Consider the following 25541-nt stretch of genomic DNA (forward strand, 5'->3'; position numbering starts at 1 on the left):
TGGAGGCCGCCCTGTCGCCGTCGTCAGTGCAGCAGGATCGCTGCCTTGGTGAGCGTCTTGTATATGCCCCAGGCGATCGGGATACCGACCACGGCCCAGGCTGCGATCGCGGTGACCGAGAGGCCACCGCCACCGATGCCGGCCGAACCGCCCGACTGCACGACCGTGCCCTTGTCCAGCGCCTTCACCTCGGCGTCGCTCATGAACCAGCTCTGCGCCAGCGGGCGGACGAGCAGGTTGCAGATGAAGCCGACGGCGAGGAAGCCGGCGAGCACGTACATGGTGCGGCTGTAGAGCTCGAGGCCCTGGAGGCCGGCATCGACCTGATGCTGGCGGATGGCGGTGACGACCACCGGGCCGACCACGCCGGCCGTCGACCATGCGGTCAGCAGGCGGCCATGGATGGCGCCGACGAACTGCGTGCCGAAGACGTCCGCGAGATAGGCCGGGATGGTGGCGAAGCCGCCGCCATACATCGACAGGATCACGCAGAAGAACACGACGAACAGGACCGTCGAGCCGAGACCCGCCGCCCACGGTGCGCCCGCATAGAGGGCGATGCCGAGGCCGAAGAAGATCGCGTAGGTGAGCTTACGACCGAGCTTGTCCGACATCGAAGCCCAGAAGAACCGGCCCAGGATGTTGGCGAGCGAGAGCAGGCCGACAAAGCCGGCTGCGATGGCCGCGACTTGCGTCTTGCCGGCCGCGTCGAGCGCCGAGAAGCCGACGCCCGGCTGATTGATCAGCTGGCCGCCGAAAATCTCCTGCAGCATCGGCGAGGCGAGCGCGAGCACGCCGATACCGGCCGAGACGTTGAGGCAGAGCACCAGCCACAGCAGCCAGAATTGCGGGGTCTTGTGCGCGTTGTTGAGGTGCACGTGACCCGTCGCGATGCCGCTCTTGGCGGCAGGAGCGGTCCAGCCCTCGGGATACCATCCAGCCGGAGGAACCCGGTAGCCGAAGGCGCCGCCGAGCATGAAGACGAGATAGCCGACGCCCATGACGGCGAGCGTCTCCCAGACGCCGACACTGCTGGACGACTTGAAATTGTTGATGAGCAGATCCGCCAGGGGCGAGCCGATCATAGCGCCGCCGCCGAAGCCCATGATCGCCATGCCGGTGGCCATGCCGCGCCGGTCGGGGAACCATTTGATCAGCGTCGAGACCGGCGAGATGTAGCCGAGGCCGAGGCCGATGCCGCCGATGAGACCCATGCCGAGCCAGATCAGCCAGAGCTGGTGGATGTAGACGCCGACGGAGCCGATCAGGAAGCCGCCGCCCCAGCAGAGCGCCGCCGCGATGCCGGCCTTGCGCGGGCCCGCCCGCTCCAGCCAGCCGCCGAAGATCGCGGCCGAAATGCCGAGGACGACGATGCCGATCGAGAAGACGATGACGAGATCGCTGACGCGCCAGTCACAGGTGGTGGTGAAGAGCGCCGTGAAGACGCTCATGTCCGGGCAGGACTTCGCGGCGGGCTGGCCAACGCTCAGTGCGCGAGACAGGGGCAGCCAGAACACCGACAGGCCGTAGGCCATGCCGATACAGAGATGGATAGCGAGGGCGGCCGGGGGGACCATCCATCGATTGAAGCCGGGCTTGGCAACAGTGTATTCGCGGGAAAGCCAGCTCGGGGCAGCGGCTGAAACGCCGCTCACCTCCGCAGTGCGGGTGGTCATTGGTCAGTCTCTCCAAGGCGCTGGCCACTCACGGGCCATTTGCGTCGTCAGCCGCTCGCGCGAGGATCGTCGCACGCATATTGGGCCGAGACCACAGGACAGACACAAACCGATTTTGGCAACCGGCAAAGAAAACCTTTGTACAAAATACCCCGACCGAGGCGGTATGCCCGCTCTGTATGCAGGTCATGCCACCTCGATGTGCAAAATACTCAGGCCGCGATCGAGGCGATCGGTGCGGCGGCTTCCAGTCGGTCGTGCGCGCGGTCGAAGGCACCGCGGATCGTCGTGATCGCGTCTTCGACTGCAACCATCGTACTCAGCGCCATCTCGCCGGGCATCGTGCCGAGGGTCCGGCCCGCCGCGGCGATGTGGTGCTCAAGACGAGTCAGCTCTTCCTCCGCACCTGAACCGCTCATAGCCGAAAGACGACTGAGCGTTGCTTCCAGGGCATGCGTCAAGACAAGTGTTCTCACGCGCTCCTGAAGAAGCGCCCGCTCGCTGTGCTTCATTTTGGAAGGTCTCGCCGATTCGCAAATACATCATCTCACCGACGCGGAATCAGCGCAGTTTCCTTTTCGCCACACGCCCAAGCTACCGCGAGAAAACAGAACGAATTCTCGGAACGCAGCCGAAGATGACCCAGCTAGCCGCCGGCGAGCCCGTCGATCACGTCGTCCGGCACGTCACCGAAGGCGCCGAGGATGGTGCGGGCCGGGCTTCCATCCTCGCGAGGGCTCAGGGCAAAGGCGGCGGCACCGGGCAGACGTCGGGCAAGCGCCTCGGCATGAAGCAGCGCCTCTGTTTGGCTTCTCGCCGGATTGCGCATCGTGGCCTCGAGCCGGCCGCCGACATACTCGAACCCCTGGACCGAGAAGCTCGTCTCATCGGCCATACGGCCACTCCCGCATCGACGACCCCGTCCGTGGAGATCTAGGCACGCCACGGCCCGGCGTCATCGCCTCGCTTGCTCCGGCCCTGCGAGCGTGGTCCTGATCCTGCCTCTCGACGTTCGACCCCGCCCTACTTGCCCGAGCCGCCAAAGACCATGCCCGAGACGCCCGTGTTCTCCTCTGCCGCCGTCGCGGCACCCCATCGCCTCGCGGCCGAGGCCGGCCAGATCGTGTTGGCCCAAGGCGGCAACGCCATCGAGGCGATGGTGGCCATGGCCGCCACCATCGCCGTGGTCTACCCACACATGAATGGCATCGGCGGTGATGGCTTCTGGCTGGTGTGCGAGCCGGGTGGCCGGGTCCGCGGCATCGAGGCCTGCGGTCCCGCCGGCAGCCTCGCCACCATCAAGCGCTACCGCGACAAGGAGTACGACGTTCTGCCGTCGCGCGGACCCGACGCCGCGATCACGGTCGCCGGCACCATCGGCGGCTGGCGTCTCGCCCTCGACCTTTCTCGTGCGCTTGGCGGGAAGCTGCCCCTGGAGACGCTTCTCGCCGATGCCGTACGGCACGCGAAAGAGGGCTGCCAGGTGTCGCCCTCGGAAGAGCGCTACGTACCGAAGGAACTCGATACGCTTCACGACGCCCCGAATTTCGCGGCGACCTATCTCGACGGCGGCAAGCCGTTCAAGGCCGGCAGCATCCGCCGGCAGCCCAAGCTCGCGGCGACGCTGGAGCAACTCGCCCATGCCGGCCTGGACGACTTCTATCGCGGCGATGTCGGCCGCGAGATCGCCGCGGATCTGGAACGGCTCGGAGCGCCTGTCACCCGCGCCGACCTGAAGGGCTATGCGGCCAAGGAGCGGGCGCCACTTTCGCTGAAACGGCGCGCGGCCACGCTGTACAATTTCCCACCGCCGACCCAAGGCATGTCGGCTCTGATGATCCTCGGCATCCTCGATCGGCTCAACGTGAGGGCCCCCGAGAGCACGGCCTGGTATCACGCGTTGATCGAGGCCACGAAGCGCGCCTTCACGGTCCGCGACCGTGTCGTCACCGATTTCGACCGGCTGAAGGCCGATCCGGCGAGCTTCCTGACGCCCGAGCGCCTCGCCCGCGAGGCAGCCGCGATCGCTATGGACCGCGCCGGTCCCTTCCCCTCCAAGAAGGCGGGGGATGGCGACACCGTCTGGATGGGCGCAATCGATAGCAACGGACTCGCCGTGTCGTTTATTCAGTCGGTCTATTGGGAATACGGCTCGGGCACCGTGCTGCCGGCGACCGGCATTTGCTGGCAGAACCGCGGCATGTCCTTCTCGCTCGATCCGAGTGCGGCGAACCCGCTGGAACCGGGCCGTCGCCCGTTCCACACGCTCATCCCCGCCATCGCTGCCTTCGACGATGGCCGCGTCATGCCCTACGGCAGCATGGGCGGCGACGGTCAGCCGCAATTCCAGGCGCAGATCTTTTCGCGATACGCCGATTACGGCATGGCGCCGGCCGACGCCGTCGACGCTCCTCGCCTCCTTTTTGGACGGACCTGGGGTGCCGAATCCCTCAGCGTGAAGGTCGAGGATCGCTTCGATCCCGGCTGCATCGCGGCCCTGCGCAACATGGGCCACGACATCGAGGAGGTTGGCGGCTCCTACATGGATTCGCTCGGTCATGCCGGCATGCTGATCCGCCATCCCCGCGATGGCCGGATCGAGGCGGTGCACGACCCGCGCTCGGATGGCGGCGCAGCCGGTCTCTGATCGATTCGCCATCCGCCAGTTCGCCACGCCGTTGAAGCCCAAGGCAGGCCGACCGAGATAAGTCGGCACCATTGGGCGGAACCGACGGGAGTCCCTGCCGTGGCGCATTTCATCAACGAGCGCTCCGGCCTCGTCACCGACGCGATCGACGGGCTGCTGGCGGCGAATGGTGGCCGGCTCGCGCGTCTCGACGGCTACCCGGAGATCCGCGTCGTGCTGCGCGCCGAGCTCGATCCGAGCAAGGTCGCCGTGATCTCGGGTGGCGGCTCGGGCCACGAGCCGGCTCATGCAGGGTTCGTGGGATCGGGAATGCTGAGCGCCGCGATCTGCGGCGACGTGTTCGCCTCACCCTCGGTCGATGCCGTGCTCGCGGGCATCCTCGCGGTGGCAAGCCCTGCAGGCTGTCTGCTCGTGGTGAAGAACTATGCGGGCGACCGGCTGAACTTCGGCCTCGCCGCCGAGCGCGCCCGCGCTGCGGGTATCAAGGTCGAGACCGTTCTCGTCGCCGACGACATCGCGCTACCGGACGCGGCCCAGCCGCGCGGCATCGCCGGCACCCTTTTCGTCCATAAGATCGCGGGCCATGCGGCTGCCTCGGGCGCATCGCTCGACGCGGTTGCCGCCATCGCGCGCCGCGCGGCCGGCGCCGTCCAATCCCTCGGGATCGCGGTCTCGACCGCGACGATCCCCGGCTCCCGTCCCGAGCAACGCCTCGCGGAGGGCGAGGCCGAGCTCGGCCTAGGCATCCATGGCGAACCGGGCATCGAACGGATTACGCTCCCCAAGGCAGCGGACCTGGCCCAGCAGATGACGGCGCGCTTCTCCGGAGCCGTCGCTGGCTCGAAAAGGCTCGCGCTCCTCGTCAACAATCTAGGCTCGGCGACGGCGCTCGAGATGCAGATCCTGACGAAGGCCGTGCTCGACACCCCGCTCGGCGCGCGGGTGGTGCTCGTGCTCGGCCCGTCGCCCGCGATGACGGCGCTCGACATGCACGGCGCTTCGGTTTCGTTTCTCGCCCTCGACGACGCGTTCGAAGCGGCGTTGCTCTCGGACACAGATGTCCAGGCATGGCCTCGCGCGCGTCGGGTCGCCGCGCCGCAAGTGCGGGCGCTTCCCGATGGTCTGCGTGGAGGCCTCGAGCCGACACCCTCGCGCGACGACGCCGCGGCCGGTGCCATCACCGCGGTCTGTGAAGCCCTGATCGGAGCCGAGGCGAGCCTGAACTCCCTCGATGCCAAGGTCGGAGACGGTGATACGGGCTCGACCTTTGCCGCAGGGGCTCGTGCCGTCGTCGCCGATCTCGACCGGCTGCCCCAAGCAGATCCCGTCGCCCTGTGCCGGGCACTCGGCGAGCGCCTCGGCCGCGCGGCCGGCGGGTCGAGTGGCGTTCTGATGTCGATCTTCTTCGCCGCAACCGGCTCTGCCCTGTCGGACGGTTCATCATGGCCGGCGGCCCTCGGACGGGGCATTCAGCGCGTCCGCGACTATGGTGGTGCCAATCCCGGAGACCGCACGCTCCTCGATGCAATGATCCCCGCCGTCACCGCACTCGAAACCGGCGGCATCGGCGCTGCGGCGCATGCCGCTCGCGCCGGCGCCGCCGCAACGGCAGAGATGCGACGGGCCGGAACCGGCCGCTCCAGTTACCTTGCCGCCTCGGACCTCGCTGGCCACGAGGATCCGGGCGCTGTCGCGGTGGCGATCGCCTTCGAGGCGCTGGCGGCCCAGGCGGAGGGAGCAACCAAGTGACCCAGCAGAATCGCGATCAGATCGATTACTGGAACGGCGACGTCGGCCAACGCTGGGCCGCCCGACACGCTGCCCTCGACGCGGTCTTCAAGCCGTTGACCGATGCGCTGTTCAAACGAGCCGCTCTGAATGCCGGAGGGCGCGTGCTCGATATCGGCTGCGGCGCAGGGAAGACGGCTCTCCGGGCAGCACGAGCCGTGGCCGAGAGTGGCCGCGTCGTCGCCGCCGATCTCTCGGCGCCGCTGCTGGCAGCCGCCCGCCAACGCAGCGCCCGCGAACCGGCGAGCACGGCGCCCATCGAATGGATCGAAGCCGATGCGCAGAGCCATGATTTTGGGCAGGGCACATTCGATCATGCGCTCTCACGCTTCGGCGTGATGTTCTTCGACGATACCGAAGCGGCCTTCGACAATATCGGTCGCGCGCTCGCTCCCGGAGGCCGACTGACTTTGCTGTGCTGGAGGGCTCTCGAGGAGAATGCCTGGGTGCGGGTGCCCCGCGAGGTCGTGCTCCCGCTCATACCGGGTTGCGAACCGATGCCGGCCGATGCACCCGGCCCGTTCCGCTTCGCCGATCCTCGCGCCGTGCTGCCGCTTCTCGACGCCGCCGGCTATCACGACATCGCTTGCGAGCCCGTCGATCGCAACCTGACGATCGGCCACTCCGCCGATGGATCAGCGAAAGGGGCCGTCGAAGCCGCTGCTGACATCGTGCTCGATCTCGGCCCGGTCTCCCGTTTGCTGCGCGACCGCGATGCGGCCCTGCGCGAAAGCGCACGATCCATCGTCACCGAAACGCTCAAACACCACGTTCAGGACGGCGCCGTGCGGCTCGGAGCTGCTTGCTGGCTGGTCTCGGCAAGCCGCCGATAGGCATTATTGCGCATAAACCGCGTCTGCCGACTTGCATGCAAGACGCATCGGCTGCTTAATCTTTCATCATCGGCGGGCCACCGGATCGGGCAGCCGAGCTGGCATATCCCTTGCTGATCATTCCTCGCCAGGAGTGAATGATGAATACAAGTAGCAACACACGGTGGATCCAGCTCGCACTCGGGCTCCTCGTCATGATGACGATCTCGAGTCCGCAATACGTCTGGACGCTCTTCGTCAAACCATTCCAGGCGACGACCGGCGCCGGTCTTCCGGCGGTCCAAGTGACCTTCACGCTGCTGATCGTCCTGCAGACCTTCTTCTCGCCTGCCCAGGGCTGGCTGATCGACCGGTTCAGCGCCAAGGGCATGATCGCCTTCGGTGCGGCGCTCAGTGGCGCCGGCTGGGCCGCCGCTTCGCAGATCGACTCGCTCTACGGCCTCTATGCCACCTACGGCGTGCTCTGCGGCCTCGGCACCGGCATCGTCTATGTTGGCATCATCGGCCTGATGGTTCGCTGGTTCCCCGACCGCCGCGGCTTCGCCGCCGGCATCGTCGCGGCTGGCTACGGCATGGGTGCGATCGCCACCACCTTCCCGATCACCGACATGATCGCCGCCTCGGGCTACCGGCACACGCTGCTCGTGTTCGGCGCCATCCTCGGCGTGATCGGCTTCGTCGCGGCCCTCGGCCTGCGTCAGCCGAAGCCCGGTGAGACGCCGGAGATCCCGGCCGAGAAGGTCGCCAGCGCCGCCAAGGACGTCGCCCCGGCCGTCATGCTCAAGACGCCGCTGTTCTGGCTGATGTTCGCGATGATGGCGATGATGTCGACCGGCGGCCTCATGGTGGTCGCGCAGTTCGCCGCCTTCGCCAAGGAGTTCGGCGTCGCCGACGCCCTGGTCTTCGGCTTCGCGGCCCTGCCCTTCGCGCTGACCTTCGACCGCATCACCAACGGCCTGACGCGTCCGTTCTTCGGCTGGGTCTCCGACAATATCGGCCGCGAGAACACCATGGCGATCGCCTTCGCCCTGGAAGCCTGCGCCATCGCCCTGCTGCTGGTCTGGCGCGAGAACGCCTATGCCTTCGCGCTGCTCTCGGGCGTCGTGTTCTTCGCCTGGGGAGAGATCTTCTCGCTGTTCCCCTCGACCCTCACCGATACGTTCGGCACCAAGCACGCCACGACGAATTACGGCTTCCTCTACATGGCGCAGGGCGTCGGCTCGCTGCTCGGCGGCCCGTTCGCGGCGATGATCCACGACTCGGCGGGGAGCTGGGTGCCGGTGTTCTGCATCGCCATCGGCCTCGACCTGGCGACTGCGACCCTCGCCTGGTTCGTGCTGAAGCCGGCGCGACGAGCTTATCTCGGCAGGCCTGGCCCGGCGGTCTCTGAAGTGGCGGCGCCGCTCGCGGCGAAGCCGGCCGGAGCCTGAGATCGGTTGGTCCCGACTCGCCAATCCTGAATGGCACGCGTAACCGGGGTCGGTCATCGACCCCGGTTTTTTCATGCACGCCATTCAGGTTCCAATTCTCCGATGAGCGAGCCGCTCTCTCCACCGGTGGCGCGGCCGTGGCTGACCATCGTCGGTATCGGCGAGGATGGCCGCGCCGGACTCTCCCCTGCGGCTTCGGCCGCGCTCGCGGCCGCGGAGGTCGTCTGGGGCGGGAAGCGGCACCTCGCGCTGGCCGCTCCGTTGAACGCCGAGACCCATGTCTGGCCGAGCCCGATCGGCGACGCCTATCCCGCCATCCTCGCGCGGCGCGGACAGCCGACCTGCCTCCTCGCCACCGGCGACCCCTTCCACTACGGCATCGGCGCCGAGATCGCCCGGCTGGTGCCGCCGTCCGAGATCCGTGCCTATCCGCAGCCTTCCGCCTTCAGCCTCGCCGCCGCCCGTCTTGGCTGGCCGCTCGCCGAGGCGGCCTGCCTGACTCTGCACGGGCGCGCCCTTGCCCGCATTCTTCCCGCCCTTCAGCCGGGCGCGCGACTGCTCGTGCTCTCCTGGGACGGCACGACGCCGGCCGCGGTGGCCTCACTTCTGATGGAGCGCGGCTTTTCACAGTCCCGCATCACGGTGCTGGAAGCGATGGGAGGTCCGCGCGAGCGGATCGTCTCCGGTGAGGCCGCAGGCTTCGTGGATCAGGTGTTCGATCCGCTCAATACCCTCGCCGTCGACGTGGTGGCCGAGCCCGGCGCACGGGTGTTGCCGCTCGCCACGGGACTCGACGACGCCTGGTTCGAGAATGACGGCCAGCTCACCAAGGCCGAGATCAGGGCCGTGACGCTCTCGGCCTTGAGGCCATTCGCCGGAGCCCTCCTCTGGGACGTCGGGGCCGGTGCCGGTTCGATCTCCATCGAGTGGTGCCTGCGCCATCCCGCCAACCGGGCGCTCGCCGTCGAAGCGCGGCCCGAGCGGGCCGAGCGCGTCCTGCGCAACGCCGCCGGCCTCGGCGTGCCGGAGCGTGTGAGCCTCGTCGAAGGCGAGGCGCCAACTGCCCTCGCCGGTCTTCAGACACCCGACGCGATCTTTATTGGCGGCGGCGTCTCGCATCCCGGCCTCCTCGCCACCTGCCGCGACGCCCTGCATATCGGCGGTCGTCTCGTCGCCAACGCAGTGACGCTCGAAGGCGAGGCCACGTTGCTGGCGGCCTTCGCCGCATGCGGTGGCGACCTGCGCCGGCTGTCCGTTGCCAAGGCCTCGCCCGTCGGCAGCCTCACCGGATGGCGGCAGGCGATGCCGGTGACGCAGTGGATCTGGACCAAGCCGTGAGCGGGCCTCCGCGCGACATCGTCGCCGGGATTGGATTTCGCCACGCCACGCAAGCGGGGGAGATCGTAGCCCTCGTGCAGCAGGGGCTTGAGGCCTCTGGTCGTCCGCCGAGCCGGCTGCGCGCGCTCGCCACGGCTGAGGACCGCGCCGGCGAAGCCGCGTTTTGCGAAGCGGCCGAGAGGCTCGGCTGTTCGGCGATCGGCGTGGCGTCGGAGGCTCTACGTGCGGTGGACGCCCGCGTCCCGACCCGCTCGGCACGGATGGAGGCCGAGCGCGGCATCGGCTCTCTTGCCGAAGCGGCGGCCCTTGCTGGCGCCGGCGCAGGAGCCGTCCTGATCCTGCCCCGCATCGCCAGCGCCGGCGCGACCCTCGCGCTCGCCAACGTTTCCGCCTAGAGCCAGATCAAACCGCTCCAATCGGTGTGGCGCGGCCCCGCTCACTGCCATCCAGGCCCTATGATCGTCTCTCCATGACAGTCCATTTCGTTGGAGCCGGACCCGGTGCGGCCGATCTCGTCACGGTGCGGGGCCGCGATCTGATCGCCTCCTGCCCCGTCTGCCTGCATGCCGGCTCGCTGGTCGCCCCCGAGATCCTGTCCTGGTGCCCGGCGGGCGCTCGCATCGTTGACACCGCACCGCTCGATCTCGACGCAATCGTCGCGGAGATCGTCGCGGCTCATGCGGCCGGGCTCGACGTGGTGCGGCTGCATTCTGGCGACCTCTCGGTCTGGAGCGCGCTGGCCGAACAGACACGCCGGCTCGATGCTCTCGACATCCCTTATACGGTGACGCCGGGCGTCCCCTCGTTCTCAGCAGCGGCGGCGCTGCTACGCCGCGAGCTGACGGTGCCGGGCCTGACCCAGTCCGTGGTGCTCACCCGGACCTCGGGCCGCGCCAGCGCCATGCCCGAGCGAGAAACGCTGGCCGCCTTCGCCGCCACAGGAGCGACCCTGGCCCTGCACCTCTCGATCCACGTCATCGACAGGCTCGTACCCGAGTTGATCCCGTTCTATGGCGCCGACTGCCCTGCAGCGGTGGTGTTTCGCGGGACCTGGCCCGACGAGCAGGTGCTGACGGGCACCCTCGCGACGATCGCCGAGGCAGTGGCCGAAGCCCGGCTGGAACGGACGGCGCTGATCCTCGTCGGCCCCGCCCTCGATCCCGAGAACTTTCGGGAATCGGCGCTCTACTCCACCGGCTACGACCGCCGCTTCCGTCCCGGCTTCGGCGCCGGCGCACGGGGAGACAGCGCGTGAGCGCGCGCGGCCTCGTCGTCGCCGCGCCGCGCTCAAGCTCCGGCAAGACCACGGTGACGCTGGCGCTGCTGACGGCCTTGCGCAGGCGCGGCGTCGCGGTGCGCGGCGCGAAATGCGGGCCGGATTACATTGATCCGGCTTTCCACCAGGCTGCTACCGGGCATCCCAGCATCAACCTCGACAGCTTCGCGATGCCGGACGCGCTGCTCGATACCGCCGCAGCCCTGGCCGGCCGCGATGCCGATCTCGTCGTCGCCGAAGGCTCGATGGGTCTGCATGACGGGATCGTCGCTGGCGAGGGCCGCACGGGCGCCAATGCCGACATCGCCGCGCGATACGGCTGGCCGGTGCTTCTGGTGCTCGACGTGTCCGGTGCTGCGCAATCAGCGGCGGCGGTGGCGCTCGGCTGCGCACGGTACGATCCGCGCATCCGCGTGGCGGGGGTCGTGCTCAACAAGGTAGCGAGCCCGCGCCACCGTCGACTGGTCGAAGCAGGGCTCGCCCGTATCGGCATCCCCGTGCTCGGCGTGATGATGCGCGATGCCGGTCTGATCCTGCCGGAGCGCCATCTCGGCCTCGTCCAGGCCGGCGAGACCGCCGACCTCCTGGAACGTCTCGAGAAACTCGCGGATCTCGGCGAGTCCTCTCTCGACCTGGACGCCATCGTTGCCTTGGCGGGCGGCGGCGTGCCGACGGGAACCGGCGCCCTACCCTCGCCGCCCGGGCAGCGGATCGCCGTTGCGCAGGACGCCGCCTTCTCGTTCCTCTATCCGCATCTCATCGCCGGCTGGCGCGCGGCCGGCGCCGAGCTCGTGCCGTTCTCTCCTCTCGCCGACGAAGCACCGCCAGCCGATTGCGATACCTGCTGGTTGCCCGGAGGTTATCCGGAGTTGCATGCGGGCCGCATCGCCGCGGCGAGACAATACCTCGACGGCCTGCGCGCCTTCGCCGAGACGAGGCCGGTCCACGGCGAGTGCGGCGGCTACATGGTCCTCGGGCAAAGCCTCGAAGATGCCGACGGCACGGCGCACGCGATGGCCGGGCTGCTGCCCGTCGCGACCTCCTACAAGGCGCGCAAGCTCCATCTCGGCTATCGCGTCGCGACGCTCCTCGGTGACGGGATGCTCGGACGCGCGGGCGACCGGCTCGTCGGCCACGAATTCCACTACGCCGCCGAACTGACACAGGCTCCCGGCTCGGACGAGGCGCTGGCGCGCGTCACCGATGCGGAGGGCGTGGCACTCGGATATGCCGGCCACCGACGCGGCAAGGTCAGCGGCAGCTTCTTCCACCTGATCGCGGGGCAGACGCGCTGAGCCTCCGCCCCGGGGGGACGTCTCAGGCGTCCGTCGTCGCCACGGAAGGGGCCGCCTTCTTGTCCATGCGCGCGGCGGTGCGCACGATGGCGAGGAGGTCGCGGCGCAGGTCGTCATCCTCGATCGACGCATAGGCGCGCAGCACCTCGATCGCGCCTTGGGCGGACAGGAAGCCGAACACGTCGGGAGAGCGTCCGACGAGCTCGCCCGGCGAATCCTCATCCTCGAAGAAGGCGGAGACCGGCACTTCGAGAAGACGGGCGATCTCGCGCAGGCGCCCGGCGCCGACTCGGTTCTGGCCCTTTTCGTATTTCTGCACCTGCTGGAAGGTCACCCCGACGGCTGTGCCGAGCGCCGTCTGGCTCAAGCCTCGTGCCTTCCGCAACGCCGTGATCCGCAAGCCGACGAGGCGGTCGACGTCCGTGGTCTGTTTGGGCATATTTTTCGTTCAAACCGGTCCAGCTGAAAGGGTGGTGCGCATCTCGAGGACCTTCGAGGGCAACACATGAACGCGCGGGCTGGAATTGCCCAATGACCGGTCATTGCCGGCCGTTCTCCCTCTTTGCTTTCAACCGGAATCGGCGCTGCCAGCTCTTGCCGATCCCTGCGGGACCGGGCGCGGAACATCCGCTCTTGGCAATGAAAACCCTGGTTGGTCGCGGCGACAGCTTCACCACAAATTGCATGGGAAGCGCAACCCTTGAATAATGTACACAAACCGCTGAATTGCCGTACTGGCCGCTCGGACGGCCCCGGGACGGCCGTCCAAGGCGAGACTTTCTAGAATGACTCTGAAGTTGAGAGTGGGACTACTCAGCATCGCGGCTGTTCGTATAGGAAGAGCCGTCTAAAGGAGATTGCATGTTCATCGCCATGAACCGGTTCAAGGTCGTGAAGGACGCGACCCAGGACTTCGAGCAAGTCTGGCTCGGCCGCGACAGCCACCTCAAGGAGATGGATGGCTTCGTCGAGTTCCACCTATTGCGTGGGCCTGAGGCGGAGGACCACGTGCTCTACGCGTCACATACGATCTGGCGCTCGAAATCGGACTTCGAGGCCTGGACGCGTTCGGAGCAGTTCCGCAAGGCGCATGGCCGCGTGCCGGGAAGCAAGCCGCTCTATCTCGGCCACCCGCAATTCGAGGGTTTCGAAGCCGTCGAAGGGTCGGCGACGCGCAACGTCGCCTGAGCGCGACTCATGCGGCATGCCGGGGAGGATGCGGCCCGGCCGCGCCTCTGGCCCTGGCCGCATTACGGCTCTTTTCTGCCGGGCCTGAGGGCTTCGTAAGAGGCGAGCGACGTCCGCAGCCTCAATACCCTGTGTCTAAGTATTCTTCACGCAAGCTCGGCCACACACTTCCCGTGTTCGCGGCGAGCGGACTTGACGTATTTTTAATATAGACATCTCTCGAGACTGATCCGAGTCCCGACAACGCCGATCGATGCCCGAAGCCTGCAGTATGCGCTGCCAGGCGGCGGGTCATACGCGCGCCTGCACGGCGCGTCGGTTTTCGTTCAGGAGGCGCGGATAGAGAAAGCAGCGGCCGGGTTGGGCGGACCCGGCCGCTGTGATGCGTGCAGGACGGTCCGTGTCTCGCGGGTCGTCGTTCGGCAACGACGAGTCTCTTCGCGGGGGCTCGGAGATTGCTCTGAGCGAGGCAAATCCGGAATCCGAGGCGGCAACGTCTCGTTTCAGGACACTTGCCCGGTTCACCGCGAAACAACGCGAGCACCATGTACCAGGACCGCCTCACCGGACCGTTCCGCAGTCTCCCGAAAGGGGGCGAGAGCAGCCGCGCCGTCTGGACGGCAATCATGCCGCGCCGCGGGCGCGCCGCCTTCCGCCTCTCGATCTCTGCTGCGCTGGCCCTCGCCGACCTGCTGGCGATCATTGCTCTCGGGCTCGCGATCGAGGTCGCCTATTACTATGCCTACACGAGCGAATTGCTGCCGCTGAAACAGAGCCTGAGCCTGCAGCTCGGCGCGTTGGTCAGCACCATCGTGCTCGTCACGAACCTCGTGCGCGAGGAATACAGCATCGAGAACTACCTCTCGCGATCGGCCCATCTGCGGCGGACGGCGACGCTGTGGTTGATGGCCTGGGCGACCGCCCTGGTGATCGGGTTCGCAACCAAGACCACGAACGACTTCTCCCGCATCGTCTCGGTCGTGTTCTTCGTTGCCGGCCTGCCAGCGGTGCTGATCGTGCGCGCCACGATGGTGGGCGTGGTGCGCCGTGCCGTGACGCCGGCCTCGGCCTCGGTCAGCCGGATCCACCTCGTCGGTTACGAGGAGGACATCGCGCGGTTCTACGAGAACAACAGCGCCGAGGAGCTCGGCCTCCGGGTGATCGGGACGAGCTACCTGCGCCGGCCCGAGCCGCAGGCCGAAGCCGAGAGCCGCAAGGCTCTGCTGTCGGAAGATCTCGAGCTCGCCGTCTCGGTGGTGCGCTTCCTGAGACCAGACGACGTCTTCGTGCTGGTGCCATGGGCCGACACCGCTGATGTCGAGCGCTGCATCGATGCCTTCCTGCGCGTGCCCGCTGCCCTGCACCTGCGGCCCGGCGCCATGCTCGACCGCTTCCCCGATCTGCAGGTCGCCCGCGTCGGGCGGCTCAACGGCCTCAACATCGGCCGCCGGCCGCTGTCGCTCGGTGAGGTACTGCTGAAGCGCTGCCTCGACCTCACCCTCGCAGTGATCGCGCTGATCATGATCGCCCCGCTGCTCGTCGCGGTGGCCCTGCTCATCAAGCTCGACAGCCCCGGGCCGGTCTTCTTCCGGCAGCGCCGCTACGGCTTCAACCAGCAGGCTTTCGGTGTCTTCAAGTTCCGCAGCATGAAGGTGGAGAAGAACGCCGTCTTCAAGCAGGCGAGCCGTGTCGACAGCCGGATCACCCGTGTCGGCGCCATGCTGCGCAAGACCAACATCGACGAGTTGCCGCAGCTCTTCAACGTGATCCTCGGCGAGATGTCGCTCGTCGGCCCGCGCCCGCACGCGCTCGCCCACGATCGCAGCTTCGAGCGCCGCATCGCCCTCTACGCCCGCCGCCACAACGTGAAGCCCGGCATCACCGGCTGGGCCCAGGTCAATGGCTTTCGCGGAGAGACCCTGACCGACGCGGACATGGAGAAGCGTGTCCAGGCCGACCTTCATTACATCGACAACTGGTCGATCTGGCTCGACATCAAGATCATGGTCCAGACCGTGATCTCGCCCCGGGCCTACCGGAACGCCTTCTGAGGGCGCTTTCGATCTAAGAGACCTTTTCCCGGACACCGGCCGCCAAGCGGACGGTGATCCGGGATATGGCCGAGCATGACCGTCCGCGTCGAAGCTTCGATCGGCGCGACGACGATCAAGCAGCTGCAGCCAAGCGTTGCCGCTGCAGCCACGCCTCGATCCGGGTGAGATCGGCCTGCCCGAGTCCATGCCCCGCCGGCAGAACCGCGTGCTCGACGTCGGCCCCCGCCTCGCGCAACTGGCCGGCGAGCCGACGGGCATTCGCCTCGGGCACGATCGGATCGGCCATGCCGGAGAGCAGCAGCACCGGCTTCCCAGCGAGATCGACAGCGGGCGGCGTGGCGAGCGGCACCATCGCACGCAGCAGCACCGCTCCCGCCAGCACCTTCGGCCGCAGCATCAGCATGGCGGCGGCGATGTTCGCGCCATTCGAGAAGCCGAGGGCGATGGGCGCGGGGAGGCCGTAGGCGTCCCGTGCTTCCTCCACGAAATCGGCCAATTCGCCGGCTCGGAACCGGAGATCGGCCTCGTCGAACACGCCTTCCGCCAGACGCCGGAAGAAGCGCGGCATGCCGTTCTCCGACACCTTGCCCCTAGGTGACAGCAAGGCGGCCCGCGGTGCCAGCGATCGGCCGAGCGACAGGAGATCGGTCTCGTCGCCTCCGGTGCCGTGCAGCAGCAGCAGAGGCGGCTGCCCGGCATCCGTGCCCGGCTCGAAACGGTGGATGAATGACAGGGATTTCGCGTTCGACATGGCAGTCTTCCGAGAGAAGAAGGGAGACCCCGTCTCGTCGCGGACGGGGTCTCGGATCAGGCGACTTTCGGCAGCACGTCCTCGATCTGCGCGCGATGCGCTTCGAGGAAGGGCGGCAGCTTGAGGGCACGGCCCAGTGTCTCCACCGGCTCGTCGATGGTGAAGCCGGGCTCGTCGGTGGCGATCTCGAACAGCACGCCGCCCGGCTCGCGGAAGTAGATCGAGCGGAAATACTGGCGGTCGCGCTGCTCGGTGACCGCGAGCCCGTGCGTCTCGACAAGAGCCTTCGCCATCGCCTCCTGCGCCGCGTCGTCCGCGGCCCGGAAGGCGACGTGGTGGACGGAGCCGGCCCCGGGTCGGCCGCTCAGGAAGCCGCCGACCGCTTTGAGCGTGACGAACCCGCCTTGCGCAGCGCCGCTCGCGAAGCGGATGCTCGACCCGTCCCGCGCGGCCTCGTGGAAACCGAGAACGCCGGTGAGGATCGCCGCCGTCTTCTCGGACGCGCCGAGCAACAGCGTCACGCCGTGGAAGCCGCGGATGGCATGTTCGGGCGGGACCTCGCCGCCAGCATGGGTGCTCTCCTCCGCATCCTCGACGCCGACCAACGCCAGCATCGTCCCGTCGGGATCGCGCAGACGCAGAACCGGGTCGCCGAAGGCATGCGCGACGGCCTCGTGAGGGACACCCTTGGCGACGAGGCGATGCGTCCACCAACCGATCGAGGCGCGTGGCACCCGGAAGGCCGTCTCCTGCGTCTCCCCGACCCCGACACGGCCCGGGGCCGCGTGATCGAAGGGGAAGAAAGTCAGGATCGTGCCGGGGCGCCCGGACTCGTCGCCGTAATACAGGTGATAGGTGCCCGGATCGTCGAAATTGACCGTCTTCTTCACGAGCCTCAGGCCGAGAACCTGCGTGTAGAAATCGATGTTGCGCTGGGCCGGGCCAGCATAGGCCGTGACGTGGTGAATGCCGTGCTCTGACATGGCCGGATCTCCTGTCGATGGTGCCGGAGGGCGCCGTTCGTCGATGGAGGCAATCTGGGCCTTGCGAGCTGGCTTGAAAACGGAAACAATGGAAATTCATCGTTTCCGATTTTGAGTCATGCCGCTTCCTGATTTCGAGGCCTGGGCAATCTTCGCGCGGGTCGCAGAGACAGGCTCGATCAGTCGAGCCGCAACCGAGCTGGGGCTCGCGAAGGGCACCGTTTCGAAGGCCTTGGCTCGGTTGGAGGCGCGGATCGGGGCACGCCTCTTCCACCGGACTTCACGCCGGCTCGCCCTGACGGAGGCCGGGCATACGGCCCAACAGGGTGCGGCGCGCATTCTGGCGGAAGGCGAGACCCTCGAAGCCGAGGCCAGCGCCGCCGCGAGTACGCCACGCGGGTTAGTGCGGCTTGCTGCGCCGATGTCGTTCGGGTTGCTCCACGTCGCGCCGATGCTCCCGGACATGCTCGCGTGCCTGCCCGACGTCTCGGTCGACCTGCATCTCAGCGACGCGCAGGTCGATCTCGTCGGCGGCGGCTTCGACATCGGCCTGCGGATCGCGGCGCTCGCCGATTCCTCACTGCGCGCACGGCGCCTCTGCACGGTCGGCCGCTCCCTGGTGGCAAGCCCCGCCTATCTCGAGCGGCATGGGCGTCCGGCGCATCCGCGCGACCTCGCCGGCCATGCCTGCCTCGGATACGCCTACCTGCCGACGCCCGACCGCTGGCACTTCACCGGGCCGAACGGAGCCGAGACCGTCGTCGTGCCGGAAGGACGGTTGCGAGCCAACAATGCGGACGCCCTCGCCCCGGCACTGCTGGCGGGGCTCGGCGTGGCGGTGCAGCCCGATTTCATGATCTGGGGCGACCTCGAGGCCGGACGGCTGGAGCGCGTGCTGCCGGAGTGGTCGCTGCCGCCCATCGCCCTCCACCTCGTCACGCCGCCCGGCGAGCCCCGTCCGGCCCGCGTCACCGCCGTCATCGATGCACTGGCGCGGGCGTTTTCCGAGGCGGCATGGTCACGCAAGCCGCGCGCTTAGGCCAGCCCGTGAAGCGGCGAGGATGGTCACGCTTTCGGTCGATCCCGTGGGCCAAGCCGATAACCCTGTCACCGGCCCCTCGATCCGGCATTCGAATGCCGACGGCGCGCAAACTTGGCCATCCGGCAGCAACCGTACGCTTTCTCACGCAAACCTGAGCGATATGCGCCGGAAAGATCGTTCGATTTCAGACCCTTCCTTCCGCCGGCTCACAAACCAGTCGCCTTCGGCAGCCATTTCGGTATGCGGCACAGGTATCGGTGCGGCCGCGACCCTCGACACTTGAGGAACTTCGCGCGCTGCAGGCGTTCAATGCTCGTCGGTGTCCGCGGCCAACGTGACTTACAAGAACAATCTGCTCTCAACCCTCGCTCAAGCAGATGCCGCCTGGCTCCGCGAGCACCTGGAACCCGTGGAGCTGCCCCTCGGTACCGTCATCGTCGAGCCGGATCAGCCGATCACCCACGCCTACTTCATCGAGGAAGGCTTGTGTTCGGTGGTGTCGCGCCAAGTCGGCGGAGGTCGCGTCGAGATCGGCCTGTTCGGGCGTGACGGCGTCTCCGGCACGGCCCTGCTGCTCGGCACCGATCGGATTCCGCACGAGATCTTTTTGCAGGTCGCCGGGCGCGGGCACCGCATCTCCGCGGATGTCCTCAAGCGCGCCGCGGAACGCAGCACGGACTTCCGAGACCTTCTACTGCGCTACACTCAGACCTTCCTGATCCAGACTGCGCAGACCGCGCTCGCCAATGCGGCTGCGCCGGCCGAAGAGCGTCTGGCCCGATGGCTGCTCATGTATCACGACCGGCAGGATGGCGACGACCTCTCGGTGACGCACGACTTCCTCTCGATGATGCTTGGGGTGCGCCGGCCGACCGTGACGGTGGCGATCCATGTTCTGGAGGGCGCGGGCCTGATCCGGGCACGGCGCGGGCGCATCACGGTGCTCGAACGGCAAGGCCTCGAAGAGGCGGCTGGCGAGAGCTACGGTACGGCCGAGGCCGAGTATGAACGGCTGATCGGGCCGTTGCGGCGGCACGCGCCGGCCTCCTACGACAGAACCTTCGCATAGGGGATCTCGGTAAGGACCGCGCCGGCCTCGTCCGTCACCACGAAGACGTTGCGCCGCCATCTGCGCGGCGGCCCGTAAACATGCGGCAGGCGCAGCATGTCGCGCAGGATGTCCGCAACGAGCGCCTCGGCCGCGGCCATGTCGGGCAACTCGTCTCCCTCCTCGTCGCGGATGAGCACATGCCCCCGCCTCGTATTGAGGAAGTATCGCGGCAGCTCACCCCTCCTCCAGTAGCCTTTCGTATTCGGCCTCGGCGATGCCGTAGGACCCCTCGGCAAGTTCGAGGAGCTTGCCCCGGTCCAGCACCGTGATCCGACCCCGCTGGGCACGGATCATGCCGGCGCCCTCGAGCATGTGGGTCGCCGTCGTCACACCGGGCCGCCGCACGCCGAGCATCAAGGAAAGGAACTCGTGAGTCAGCGGCAGCTCGTCCCGGCCGAGACGGTCCTGCGTCATCACGATCCAGCGCGCGAGGCGCGCCTCGATGTTGAAATCCGCATTGGCGCAAACCGTCTGGCCGACCTGGACGATCAAGCTCTGGACGTAGCGGCCGAGCACACCGCGAAGCGTCCGGCTGAGGCCCAGAGCCTCGTCCAGCACCGGAGCCGGAACGGCGAGCGCCCGGCCCTCGGCCTGGACGAGGGCGATATGGGGAGAGCGATCCGTCCCGAGCACGAGGGGCAGGCCGACCATACCCTCGAACCCGACGATGCCGATCTCCACGCGGCTGGCGCCCGGGCGCACCGTATCCGCGAGCATCGAGATCAGCCCCTCCTCGATGAAATAAGCGTGGCTCATCGGTTGGTTCGCTTCGGTGAGGCGATGGCCCAGCGCCAGCGAAACCGGCTCGAACGCCGGCGCGAGAAGCCCGAAGTCATCCGGTTCGAGTGCGCGCAGGAGCTTGTTACGAAAGCTGGTTTGGTTCTGCTGAGGAAAGTAATTCATCGCGGTTTGCACCGTAAATCAGCACCTCACATAGTGTGCGCTTTCGTACAATATCACGGATCGGCTGCTCGCCACAAAAACGGGACGAACTTGGACCGGGCATCGACTGTACGCTTTAAGACGTAAGATCGCCGGAGCCTTCCCGTTCAGCTTTCAAGCGCTACGATTCAACGAAGAACCGACACGTCACATCATCGGAGGTTGGCCGGCTGAACGAGGACATGAGACTGCGGATGACGGCTTCCCCGCCGTCGTTCTGCAACTCGCAGCCGATGCCAGCCCTTCCGTTGCACGCCGTCGACCGTGGTTCCCCTCTCATCGCGCTTCTGGGATCCCGCCATGACCCTCACGCTCGAAGCACCTCCCGCCGACGACAGGTCGGCTACTCCGGAGGAACCGGGCGACTCGCCGGGTGTTCCGGAGCTCATTCGGCGCCATCTCGAATCCGTCCTCGACCAGAGCTTCTGGCCGCTCGACGCCTCGGCAACCGATGAGGGCGAGCGGCGGTTCACCGATCTGCTGGCGCGGCTCGGGCGTGCCCTGACCGCGCAGGAAGCGCGTGACGCGCGTGCCTTCCATGACGAATTCCTGGCCTTCATGCCGAACATGCGACGGTTTGCACTCTCGCTGACCAAGGACAGGGTGCGCGCCGACGACCTCGTGCAGGACACGCTGCTGAAGGCGTGGCGCGCCCGGGCGCGCTACACCGCCGGCACCAATCTCGGCGCGTGGCTGTTCACCATCATGCGCAACGTCTTCTACTCGACATACCGGAAGACCAGCCGCGAGGTGACCATGAGCCCGGGTGACGAGGCCGGACGTCTGGTCTCGATCCCCGAGCAGCCCGGCCGGCTCGATCTGCAGGACATGGCCATCGCGCTAACCAAGCTTCCCGATACGATGCGCCAGGCCCTGGTGCTCGTGGCGATCGAGAACCTCTCCTATGAGGAGGCGGCTGCGGTGATGAACTGCAAGATCGGCACGGTGAAGAGCCGGGTCTGGCGGGCGCGCGAGCAGATTGCGGGCCTGCTCGGCCTCGACATCGACGAGATCGGCGCCGACCGGGTCACCATGTCGGTGGTGAATGGCTCGGGGCTCGCTGCAGCCTCCTGACCGGCCGATACCGTCTGGAGCGTTCCTCGAAAACATGGCAACGGTCTGCCGCGCCAGGGTCGCCTACCCGTGAACCGCTCACCGCTCACCGTGATCCAGCGAGTCGTCGATGCCCTCGCAGCTGCCTATTCCCTTCGCCGAGATCCGGGCGCGCGCCTATGAGCTATGGGACCGGAACCATCGGCCGGAGGGCAGCGAGATCACCTTCTGGCTGCTGGCCGAGCGCGAGCTTCGCGCCGAACGCGCGGCGCAGGAGCCGATTGATCCCGATCCCATGATCTCGGATCGGGACAGTGCTGCGGAAGGTCCCTCCCGCAAGTAGTCGCGAGCCATCGGTCCGTCCGGAAGCGGAATCCCGGATCAACGGGCTCGGCATCGAACTATTGGTTCGATCGCGAACCGCCGCCTTTGCGCGATGGCCTCAAATGCGACAGGAGACTGTCCACCGCAACCCGACGCGTGCCGAGGCGGCCGCCATCGGCGATGCGACCAGCATGGGTCTCCATCGCATCAACGAGACGTCGGCGATCGAGGGTGCCCTCGTCTATCAGTTCTTCGAGCACTACGGCGATGACGGCGGAAGTCTGTTCGGCCGTCTCGACGGCCCGAACGTGCAGTTCAGTAAATGTCTCGGCAGTATTGGTCAGAAAGTGTCCAAAACGTAGTTCGAGATCCAGCAGACGCGACTCGACGTCGTTACTCATTCAACACATTCCCACGAGGTCTCCAGCAGCCGCCTCACCATTGGGCAGCATTCGCAAATGTCAGCCGACCTCTCGCGATTCATAGCTGATCCGATCGTTTTTGATCTAGCGGCGAATACAATTGTTAAGCCAAATTTCTACGCAGACCCGCGAATGTTGAAAAATGCCGCAGGCGTGGGTCGAACGGAAGACAATCATGCTGCGATCGGCTCTCGTGGTCTCGAACGCCGACGTTTACAGAATAATATTGCTTCAAGTCATTGACGCAGTGAGGAGGGGGCGGTTCGAGACACCGCCGCCAGCCGGTCATTTCTCGACCGTTCTGACTGCTTCGGATTGTCCGATGGTCGCATCCAACACCGCGAAGCAGAGGTCGGAACTCGCCAAGCGGCTGAGCCTCGGCCGCGGCAAGCCATCCGAGCCTGTGGCAGTCCCCACCCGCGCGGCCCCCCTCGCGAAGCGTCGATGTCAGCGCGACAGCGAGACGGACGCTTACTGCCCCGCCAACCCTTCCCGCTCCCGGCAGGCACCACATTCTCCCTCGACCTCGATGATCCGGCTCGTCGGCGTGAAGCCGGCCTCCGTGACGGCCTGGTCGAGCTGAGATTCGATGGCCGGAGAGGTCAGTTCGTCGATGCCACCGCAACTGCGGCAGATCAGGAAGAGCAGGCCATCGCGCTCGCCATGGCTGTGGCCGCAGGAGACGAAGGCGTTGCGGCTGGCGATGCGGTGGACCAGGCCGTGTTCCGTGAGGAAATCGAGCGCCCGGTAGACCGAGACCGCCGCCACGCGCTTACCCCCGCCGCTCAAGCGCTCGGCGATGTCATAGGCGCCCATCGGCCGGGCCTCGCCTGCAACCGTCTCCAGCACGTCGCGGCGCAGGCGGGTGAACTGGAGGTCGCGCTCGCGACAGAGCCGCTCAGCGCGATCCAGCACGTTCTCATGATCCGCATGATCATGAGCATGATCGGCGGCGTGATTGTGCATCCTCAGCGATCCTTCGCCGTCGTGAAACGCGGGAGTTCCGCCCGGCGGCCGATTGAAACCCGGCCCTGTTATATCGTATCAGCCGCGTGAGAGAGTAGGTGCTCGGCCCCGTTCCGGCAACGATGAGCCGGGCCGCCGCGCCAACCGTCCCATCCATCCGCTCGGACGGCCCCTGACCGGGATGCCCATGACCCGTCGTCCCGACACTACCCTCGTCGCCGGCTCGCTGTTCCGGGCAGGGATCGGCCTGCGGCTCGCCGGAGCACTCGGGCTCTGTGCCGTGCTCTGGGCGGCCATCCTGTGGGCCAGCGCGTGAGCGAGGCCATCCACATCCACTGCCTGACGCTCGGTTACGACCGGCACCCGGCGGTCCACCACCTCGACGGCAGCATCGCGCCAGGCGACCTGCTGGCGCTGGTCGGACCGAACGGAGCCGGCAAGTCGACCCTGCTGAAGGGGCTCGTCGGCGAGATCCCGGTGCTCGACGGGCGGATCGAGCGCGGCACGTCTCCGGGCGCCGTGGCCTATCTCCCGCAGGCAGCCGAGATCGACCGAAGCTTCCCGCTCTCGGTGCTCGATCTCGTCGCCATGGGCCTTTGGCGGCGGCTGGGCGCCTGGCGCAGCCTCGGACGCGGACGCGCCGCCTGCGAAGCGGCCATCGCCGCCGTCGGGCTCTCGGGCTTCGAGGCGAGGCCGATCGGAACCCTCTCGGGTGGGCAGTTCCAGCGCGCGCTCTTCGCCCGCCTGATCGTCCAGGATGCGCGGGTGATCCTGCTCGACGAGCCGTTTACGGGCATCGACGCCCGGACCGTCGGCGACCTCATCGCTCTGATCCGCGGCTGGCACGAACAGGGCCGCACGGTCGTCGCCGCCCTCCACGACTTCGCGCAGGTCCGCGCGCATTTCCCGACGACCCTGCTGCTCGCCCGCGAGCCGATCGCCTGGGGGCCGACCGCAACCGTTCTGACGCCGGACAATCTCGAGCGCGCCCGCCACCTGTCGGAAGCCTGGGACGAGACCGCCGCGATCTGTCGGCACGACCATGATGCGCATGATCATGATCAGCAACATGATCACCATCATCATGGCCAACATGACGGGCACGATCACCATCACGATCACGGGCACGGATCGCCCCGCGAGGCCGCCGAGTGATCGACGCCCTGCTGGCCGGTATCGTCGGCCCCTACGAATTCGGCTTCATGCGCCGCGCCCTTGTGGGCTGCCTTGCCCTCTCGCTCTCGGCGCCGCCGCTCGGCGTTTTCCTGATGCTGCGCCGGATGAGCCTGATGAGCGAGGCCATGAGCCACGCCATCCTGCCGGGCGCCGCCGCCGGGTTCCTCGTCGCCGGATTATCGTTGCCGGCTATGACCTTAGGCGGCCTGGTCGCCGGTCTCGCGGTGGCGTTGATGGCCGGTTTCGTGACCCGCTCGACCGCACTGAAGGAGGATGCGAGCCTCGCCGCCTTCTACCTGATCGCACTGGCCGGTGGTGTCTTCCTGGTCTCGCTCAGGGGCTCGCAGGTCGACCTCCTGCACATCCTGTTCGGCAGCGTGCTCGCCCTCGACGACCCGGCGCTCTGGCTGATCGGCGGCGTCTCTACGGTGACGCTTGTCGCCCTCGCGCTGCTCTACCGGCCCCTGGTGATGGAGTGCGTCGACCCGCTCTATCTGCGCACCGTCAGCCGCTCGGGCGGCCCCGTGCACTACGCCTTTCTTGCGCTCGTGGTGATGAACCTCGTCGGTGGATTCCAGGCGCTCGGGACACTTCTCGCCGTTGGCCTGATGCTGCTGCCGGCGATCACGGCGCGCTTTTGGGCGAGCGACCTGTCGGGACTGATCCCGGTCTCGATGCTCGTCTCCGTGCTGGCGAGCGCGATTGGGCTAACCGTCTCCTACAACGCCGAAATCCGGCTCCCGACCGGCCCTGCCATCGTGCTCGCGGCGGGCGCCCTCTACATCGCTTCGATGCTGATCGGTCCGCGTGGCGGCCTCCTGCAGCGACTGATCCGCAGGCGCCACCTGGAGGCCTGATCTCAGAACAAGCGGCTGCCGTCCGGCACCGGTCGGTCGGGCTTGAACAAGACCACCGCACCGGCCTCGTCGGCGAACCCCACCGTCAGGACCTCGGACATGAATTTCCCGATCTGGCGAGGCGGGAAATTGACGACCGCCGCCACCTGCCGTCCGAGGAGAGTTTCGGGCGTATAATGCTCGGTGATCTGCGCGCTCGATCGCTTTCGGCCAATCGTCGGCCCAAAATCGATGGTGAGCTTCAGCGCGGGCTTGCGGGCCTCGGGAAAGGGCACGGCCTCAACCACCGTGCCGATCCGGATGTCGACAGAGAGAAACGTATCGAATTCGATCGACGACGCAGCCGGAGCGCCCGGTAAATGATTGACGTGCATCGCAAAACCTGTCGA

29 protein-coding genes are annotated in these 25541 nt (G+C 67.4%); 19 read left to right on the forward strand and 10 right to left on the reverse strand.

The window, feature by feature from the left end:
- Positions 1–23 precede the first annotated feature (23 nt).
- From HCU64_RS09265 to HCU64_RS09275, 3 genes are all read right to left on the reverse strand, one after another.
- Positions 24–1676 (reverse strand): OFA family MFS transporter, encoded by a 1653-nt coding sequence (locus tag HCU64_RS09265; protein ID WP_233383536.1) that lies wholly within the window; start codon positions 1674–1676, stop codon positions 24–26.
- 212 nt (positions 1677–1888) lie between these two features.
- Entirely contained in the window at positions 1889–2188 is a 300-nt protein-coding gene (locus HCU64_RS09270; RefSeq protein WP_233383537.1) for a hypothetical protein, read from the reverse strand.
- Between the two features lie 134 nt (positions 2189–2322).
- The gene (locus HCU64_RS09275) at positions 2323–2571 is read right to left on the reverse strand and encodes a hypothetical protein (RefSeq protein WP_233383538.1); all 249 of its coding nucleotides are present in this window, start codon (positions 2569–2571) and stop codon (positions 2323–2325) included.
- A 153-nt stretch (positions 2572–2724) separates the two neighbouring features.
- On the opposite strand from HCU64_RS09275, the gene HCU64_RS09280 reads away from it, so the two are divergent.
- The 8 genes from HCU64_RS09280 (at position 2725) to HCU64_RS09315 (ending at position 12283) form a co-directional block, all read left to right on the forward strand.
- The gene (locus HCU64_RS09280) at positions 2725–4323 is read left to right on the forward strand and encodes a gamma-glutamyltransferase family protein (RefSeq protein ID WP_233383539.1); all 1599 of its coding nucleotides are present in this window, start codon (positions 2725–2727) and stop codon (positions 4321–4323) included.
- Between the two features lie 99 nt (positions 4324–4422).
- Positions 4423–6072 (forward strand): dihydroxyacetone kinase subunit DhaK, encoded by a 1650-nt coding sequence (locus HCU64_RS09285; protein ID WP_233383540.1) that lies wholly within the window; start codon positions 4423–4425, stop codon positions 6070–6072.
- The gene (locus tag HCU64_RS09290) at positions 6069–6944 is read left to right on the forward strand and encodes a class I SAM-dependent methyltransferase (RefSeq protein WP_233383541.1); all 876 of its coding nucleotides are present in this window, start codon (positions 6069–6071) and stop codon (positions 6942–6944) included. Before HCU64_RS09285 ends, HCU64_RS09290 begins: the two co-directional genes overlap by 4 nt.
- A 137-nt stretch (positions 6945–7081) precedes the next feature.
- Positions 7082–8374: an oxalate/formate MFS antiporter gene (gene oxlT, locus HCU64_RS09295; protein ID WP_442785932.1), complete on the forward strand. Its 1293-nt coding sequence runs from the start codon at positions 7082–7084 to the stop codon at positions 8372–8374.
- Positions 8375–8476: 102 nt separating this feature from the next.
- A complete protein-coding gene (gene cbiE / locus HCU64_RS09300) occupies positions 8477–9712 on the forward strand; it encodes a precorrin-6y C5,15-methyltransferase (decarboxylating) subunit CbiE (protein ID WP_233383542.1) in 1236 nt (411 codons plus the stop codon).
- Entirely contained in the window at positions 9709–10107 is a 399-nt protein-coding gene (locus HCU64_RS09305; RefSeq protein WP_442785933.1) for a cobalamin biosynthesis protein, read from the forward strand. Before cbiE ends, HCU64_RS09305 begins: the two co-directional genes overlap by 4 nt.
- A 74-nt stretch (positions 10108–10181) precedes the next feature.
- The gene (gene cobM / locus HCU64_RS09310) at positions 10182–10967 is read left to right on the forward strand and encodes a precorrin-4 C(11)-methyltransferase (protein WP_233383544.1); all 786 of its coding nucleotides are present in this window, start codon (positions 10182–10184) and stop codon (positions 10965–10967) included.
- Positions 10964–12283: a cobyrinate a,c-diamide synthase gene (locus HCU64_RS09315; protein WP_233383545.1), complete on the forward strand. Its 1320-nt coding sequence runs from the start codon at positions 10964–10966 to the stop codon at positions 12281–12283. The genes cobM and HCU64_RS09315 overlap by 4 nt, the downstream gene beginning before the upstream one ends.
- A 22-nt stretch (positions 12284–12305) precedes the next feature.
- Here the strand turns inward: HCU64_RS09315 and HCU64_RS09320 are convergent, their stop codons facing one another.
- Positions 12306–12722, reverse strand: coding sequence for a helix-turn-helix domain-containing protein (locus HCU64_RS09320; RefSeq protein ID WP_233383546.1), 417 nt, complete (start codon positions 12720–12722; stop codon positions 12306–12308).
- Between the two features lie 422 nt (positions 12723–13144).
- Here HCU64_RS09320 and HCU64_RS09325 point away from each other — a divergent pair, with 422 nt between their 5' ends.
- Complete coding sequence (locus HCU64_RS09325) at positions 13145–13471, forward strand: antibiotic biosynthesis monooxygenase family protein (RefSeq protein ID WP_233383547.1); 327 nt, start codon at positions 13145–13147, stop codon at positions 13469–13471.
- A 545-nt stretch (positions 13472–14016) separates the two neighbouring features.
- A complete protein-coding gene (locus tag HCU64_RS09330; protein ID WP_233383548.1) occupies positions 14017–15522 on the forward strand; it encodes an undecaprenyl-phosphate glucose phosphotransferase in 1506 nt (501 codons plus the stop codon).
- Positions 15523–15637: 115 nt separating this feature from the next.
- Here the strand turns inward: HCU64_RS09330 and HCU64_RS09335 are convergent, their stop codons facing one another.
- Complete coding sequence (locus HCU64_RS09335; protein ID WP_233383549.1) at positions 15638–16276, reverse strand: alpha/beta hydrolase; 639 nt, start codon at positions 16274–16276, stop codon at positions 15638–15640.
- A 56-nt stretch (positions 16277–16332) separates the two neighbouring features.
- The gene (locus HCU64_RS09340) at positions 16333–17259 is read right to left on the reverse strand and encodes a ring-cleaving dioxygenase (protein ID WP_233383550.1); all 927 of its coding nucleotides are present in this window, start codon (positions 17257–17259) and stop codon (positions 16333–16335) included.
- Positions 17260–17377: 118 nt separating this feature from the next.
- On the opposite strand from HCU64_RS09340, the gene HCU64_RS09345 reads away from it, so the two are divergent.
- Genes HCU64_RS09345 through HCU64_RS09355 form a run of 3 tightly spaced genes read left to right on the forward strand, consistent with a single transcriptional unit; the run spans position 17378 to position 19370 of the window.
- Positions 17378–18298: a LysR family transcriptional regulator gene (locus tag HCU64_RS09345; RefSeq protein WP_233383551.1), complete on the forward strand. Its 921-nt coding sequence runs from the start codon at positions 17378–17380 to the stop codon at positions 18296–18298.
- Positions 18299–18320: 22 nt separating this feature from the next.
- Entirely contained in the window at positions 18321–18584 is a 264-nt protein-coding gene (locus HCU64_RS09350) for a hypothetical protein (RefSeq protein WP_233383552.1), read from the forward strand.
- Between the two features lie 36 nt (positions 18585–18620).
- Positions 18621–19370, forward strand: coding sequence for a Crp/Fnr family transcriptional regulator (locus HCU64_RS09355; protein WP_233383553.1), 750 nt, complete (start codon positions 18621–18623; stop codon positions 19368–19370).
- On the opposite strand, the gene HCU64_RS09360 is transcribed toward HCU64_RS09355, so the two are convergent.
- Positions 19349–19549, reverse strand: a complete 201-nt coding sequence (locus HCU64_RS09360; protein ID WP_233383554.1) for a DUF6894 family protein — start codon at positions 19547–19549, stop codon at positions 19349–19351. The two genes, HCU64_RS09355 and HCU64_RS09360, sit on opposite strands and share 22 nt — an antisense overlap.
- A gap of 37 nt (positions 19550–19586) precedes the next feature.
- Positions 19587–20315 (reverse strand): Crp/Fnr family transcriptional regulator, encoded by a 729-nt coding sequence (locus tag HCU64_RS09365; protein WP_233383555.1) that lies wholly within the window; start codon positions 20313–20315, stop codon positions 19587–19589.
- A 339-nt stretch (positions 20316–20654) separates the two neighbouring features.
- Here HCU64_RS09365 and HCU64_RS09370 point away from each other — a divergent pair, with 339 nt between their 5' ends.
- The 3 genes from HCU64_RS09370 to HCU64_RS09380 all read left to right on the forward strand — a co-directional run bounded on the left by HCU64_RS09370 (position 20655) and on the right by HCU64_RS09380 (position 22093).
- Positions 20655–21428, forward strand: coding sequence for a sigma-70 family RNA polymerase sigma factor (locus HCU64_RS09370; protein ID WP_233383556.1), 774 nt, complete (start codon positions 20655–20657; stop codon positions 21426–21428).
- 109 nt (positions 21429–21537) lie between these two features.
- Entirely contained in the window at positions 21538–21750 is a 213-nt protein-coding gene (locus HCU64_RS09375) for a DUF2934 domain-containing protein (RefSeq protein WP_233383557.1), read from the forward strand.
- A 103-nt stretch (positions 21751–21853) separates the two neighbouring features.
- Complete coding sequence (locus HCU64_RS09380) at positions 21854–22093, forward strand: hypothetical protein (protein WP_233383558.1); 240 nt, start codon at positions 21854–21856, stop codon at positions 22091–22093.
- Between the two features lie 531 nt (positions 22094–22624).
- Here the strand turns inward: HCU64_RS09380 and HCU64_RS09385 are convergent.
- Positions 22625–23119, reverse strand: a complete 495-nt coding sequence (locus HCU64_RS09385; RefSeq protein ID WP_233383559.1) for a Fur family transcriptional regulator — start codon at positions 23117–23119, stop codon at positions 22625–22627.
- 187 nt (positions 23120–23306) lie between these two features.
- Here HCU64_RS09385 and HCU64_RS25240 point away from each other — a divergent pair, with 187 nt between their 5' ends.
- Genes HCU64_RS25240 through HCU64_RS09395 form a run of 3 tightly spaced genes read left to right on the forward strand, consistent with a single transcriptional unit; the run spans position 23307 to position 25152 of the window.
- The gene (locus tag HCU64_RS25240) at positions 23307–23435 is read left to right on the forward strand and encodes a hypothetical protein (RefSeq protein ID WP_267922232.1); all 129 of its coding nucleotides are present in this window, start codon (positions 23307–23309) and stop codon (positions 23433–23435) included.
- Entirely contained in the window at positions 23432–24274 is an 843-nt protein-coding gene (locus tag HCU64_RS09390) for a metal ABC transporter ATP-binding protein (RefSeq protein WP_233383560.1), read from the forward strand. Before HCU64_RS25240 ends, HCU64_RS09390 begins: the two co-directional genes overlap by 4 nt.
- Positions 24275–24321: 47 nt before the next feature.
- Positions 24322–25152: a metal ABC transporter permease gene (locus HCU64_RS09395; RefSeq protein WP_233383677.1), complete on the forward strand. Its 831-nt coding sequence runs from the start codon at positions 24322–24324 to the stop codon at positions 25150–25152.
- A 2-nt stretch (positions 25153–25154) separates the two neighbouring features.
- On the opposite strand, the gene HCU64_RS09400 is transcribed toward HCU64_RS09395, so the two are convergent.
- On the reverse strand, positions 25155–25526 hold the full coding sequence (locus HCU64_RS09400) for a tRNA-binding protein (protein ID WP_233383561.1): 372 nt from the start codon (positions 25524–25526) through the stop codon (positions 25155–25157).
- Between the last annotated feature and the right edge of the window lie 15 nt (positions 25527–25541).

The sequence above is a fragment of the Methylobacterium sp. C25 genome, from assembly GCF_021352225.1.
In the GTDB taxonomy this organism is placed as follows: Bacteria; Pseudomonadota; Alphaproteobacteria; order Rhizobiales; family Beijerinckiaceae; genus Methylobacterium.

Excerpts from the sequence above, each read along its gene's own strand:
- HCU64_RS09265 (WP_233383536.1), bottom strand. The coding sequence starts at position 1,676 with ATGACCACCCGCACTGCGGAGGTGAGCGGCGTTTCAGCCGCTGCCCCG.
- HCU64_RS09270 (WP_233383537.1), bottom strand. The coding sequence starts at position 2,188 with ATGAAGCACAGCGAGCGGGCGCTTCTTCAGGAGCGCGTGAGAACACTT.
- HCU64_RS09275 (WP_233383538.1), bottom strand. The coding sequence starts at position 2,571 with ATGGCCGATGAGACGAGCTTCTCGGTCCAGGGGTTCGAGTATGTCGGC.
- HCU64_RS09280 (WP_233383539.1), top strand. The coding sequence starts at position 2,725 with ATGCCCGAGACGCCCGTGTTCTCCTCTGCCGCCGTCGCGGCACCCCAT.
- oxlT (WP_442785932.1), top strand. The coding sequence starts at position 7,082 with ATGATGAATACAAGTAGCAACACACGGTGGATCCAGCTCGCACTCGGG.
- cbiE (WP_233383542.1), top strand. The coding sequence starts at position 8,477 with ATGAGCGAGCCGCTCTCTCCACCGGTGGCGCGGCCGTGGCTGACCATC.
- cobM (WP_233383544.1), top strand. The coding sequence starts at position 10,182 with ATGACAGTCCATTTCGTTGGAGCCGGACCCGGTGCGGCCGATCTCGTC.
- HCU64_RS09320 (WP_233383546.1), bottom strand. The coding sequence starts at position 12,722 with ATGCCCAAACAGACCACGGACGTCGACCGCCTCGTCGGCTTGCGGATC.
- HCU64_RS09325 (WP_233383547.1), top strand. The coding sequence starts at position 13,145 with ATGTTCATCGCCATGAACCGGTTCAAGGTCGTGAAGGACGCGACCCAG.
- HCU64_RS09330 (WP_233383548.1), top strand. The coding sequence starts at position 14,017 with ATGTACCAGGACCGCCTCACCGGACCGTTCCGCAGTCTCCCGAAAGGG.
- HCU64_RS09335 (WP_233383549.1), bottom strand. The coding sequence starts at position 16,276 with ATGTCGAACGCGAAATCCCTGTCATTCATCCACCGTTTCGAGCCGGGC.
- HCU64_RS09340 (WP_233383550.1), bottom strand. The coding sequence starts at position 17,259 with ATGTCAGAGCACGGCATTCACCACGTCACGGCCTATGCTGGCCCGGCC.
- HCU64_RS09345 (WP_233383551.1), top strand. The coding sequence starts at position 17,378 with ATGCCGCTTCCTGATTTCGAGGCCTGGGCAATCTTCGCGCGGGTCGCA.
- HCU64_RS09350 (WP_233383552.1), top strand. The coding sequence starts at position 18,321 with ATGGTCACGCTTTCGGTCGATCCCGTGGGCCAAGCCGATAACCCTGTC.
- HCU64_RS09365 (WP_233383555.1), bottom strand. The coding sequence starts at position 20,315 with ATGAATTACTTTCCTCAGCAGAACCAAACCAGCTTTCGTAACAAGCTC.
- HCU64_RS09370 (WP_233383556.1), top strand. The coding sequence starts at position 20,655 with ATGACCCTCACGCTCGAAGCACCTCCCGCCGACGACAGGTCGGCTACT.
- HCU64_RS09375 (WP_233383557.1), top strand. The coding sequence starts at position 21,538 with ATGCCCTCGCAGCTGCCTATTCCCTTCGCCGAGATCCGGGCGCGCGCC.
- HCU64_RS09380 (WP_233383558.1), top strand. The coding sequence starts at position 21,854 with ATGCGACAGGAGACTGTCCACCGCAACCCGACGCGTGCCGAGGCGGCC.
- HCU64_RS09385 (WP_233383559.1), bottom strand. The coding sequence starts at position 23,119 with ATGCACAATCACGCCGCCGATCATGCTCATGATCATGCGGATCATGAG.
- HCU64_RS25240 (WP_267922232.1), top strand. The coding sequence starts at position 23,307 with ATGACCCGTCGTCCCGACACTACCCTCGTCGCCGGCTCGCTGTTCCGG.
- HCU64_RS09395 (WP_233383677.1), top strand. The coding sequence starts at position 24,322 with ATGCGCCGCGCCCTTGTGGGCTGCCTTGCCCTCTCGCTCTCGGCGCCG.
- HCU64_RS09400 (WP_233383561.1), bottom strand. The coding sequence starts at position 25,526 with ATGCACGTCAATCATTTACCGGGCGCTCCGGCTGCGTCGTCGATCGAA.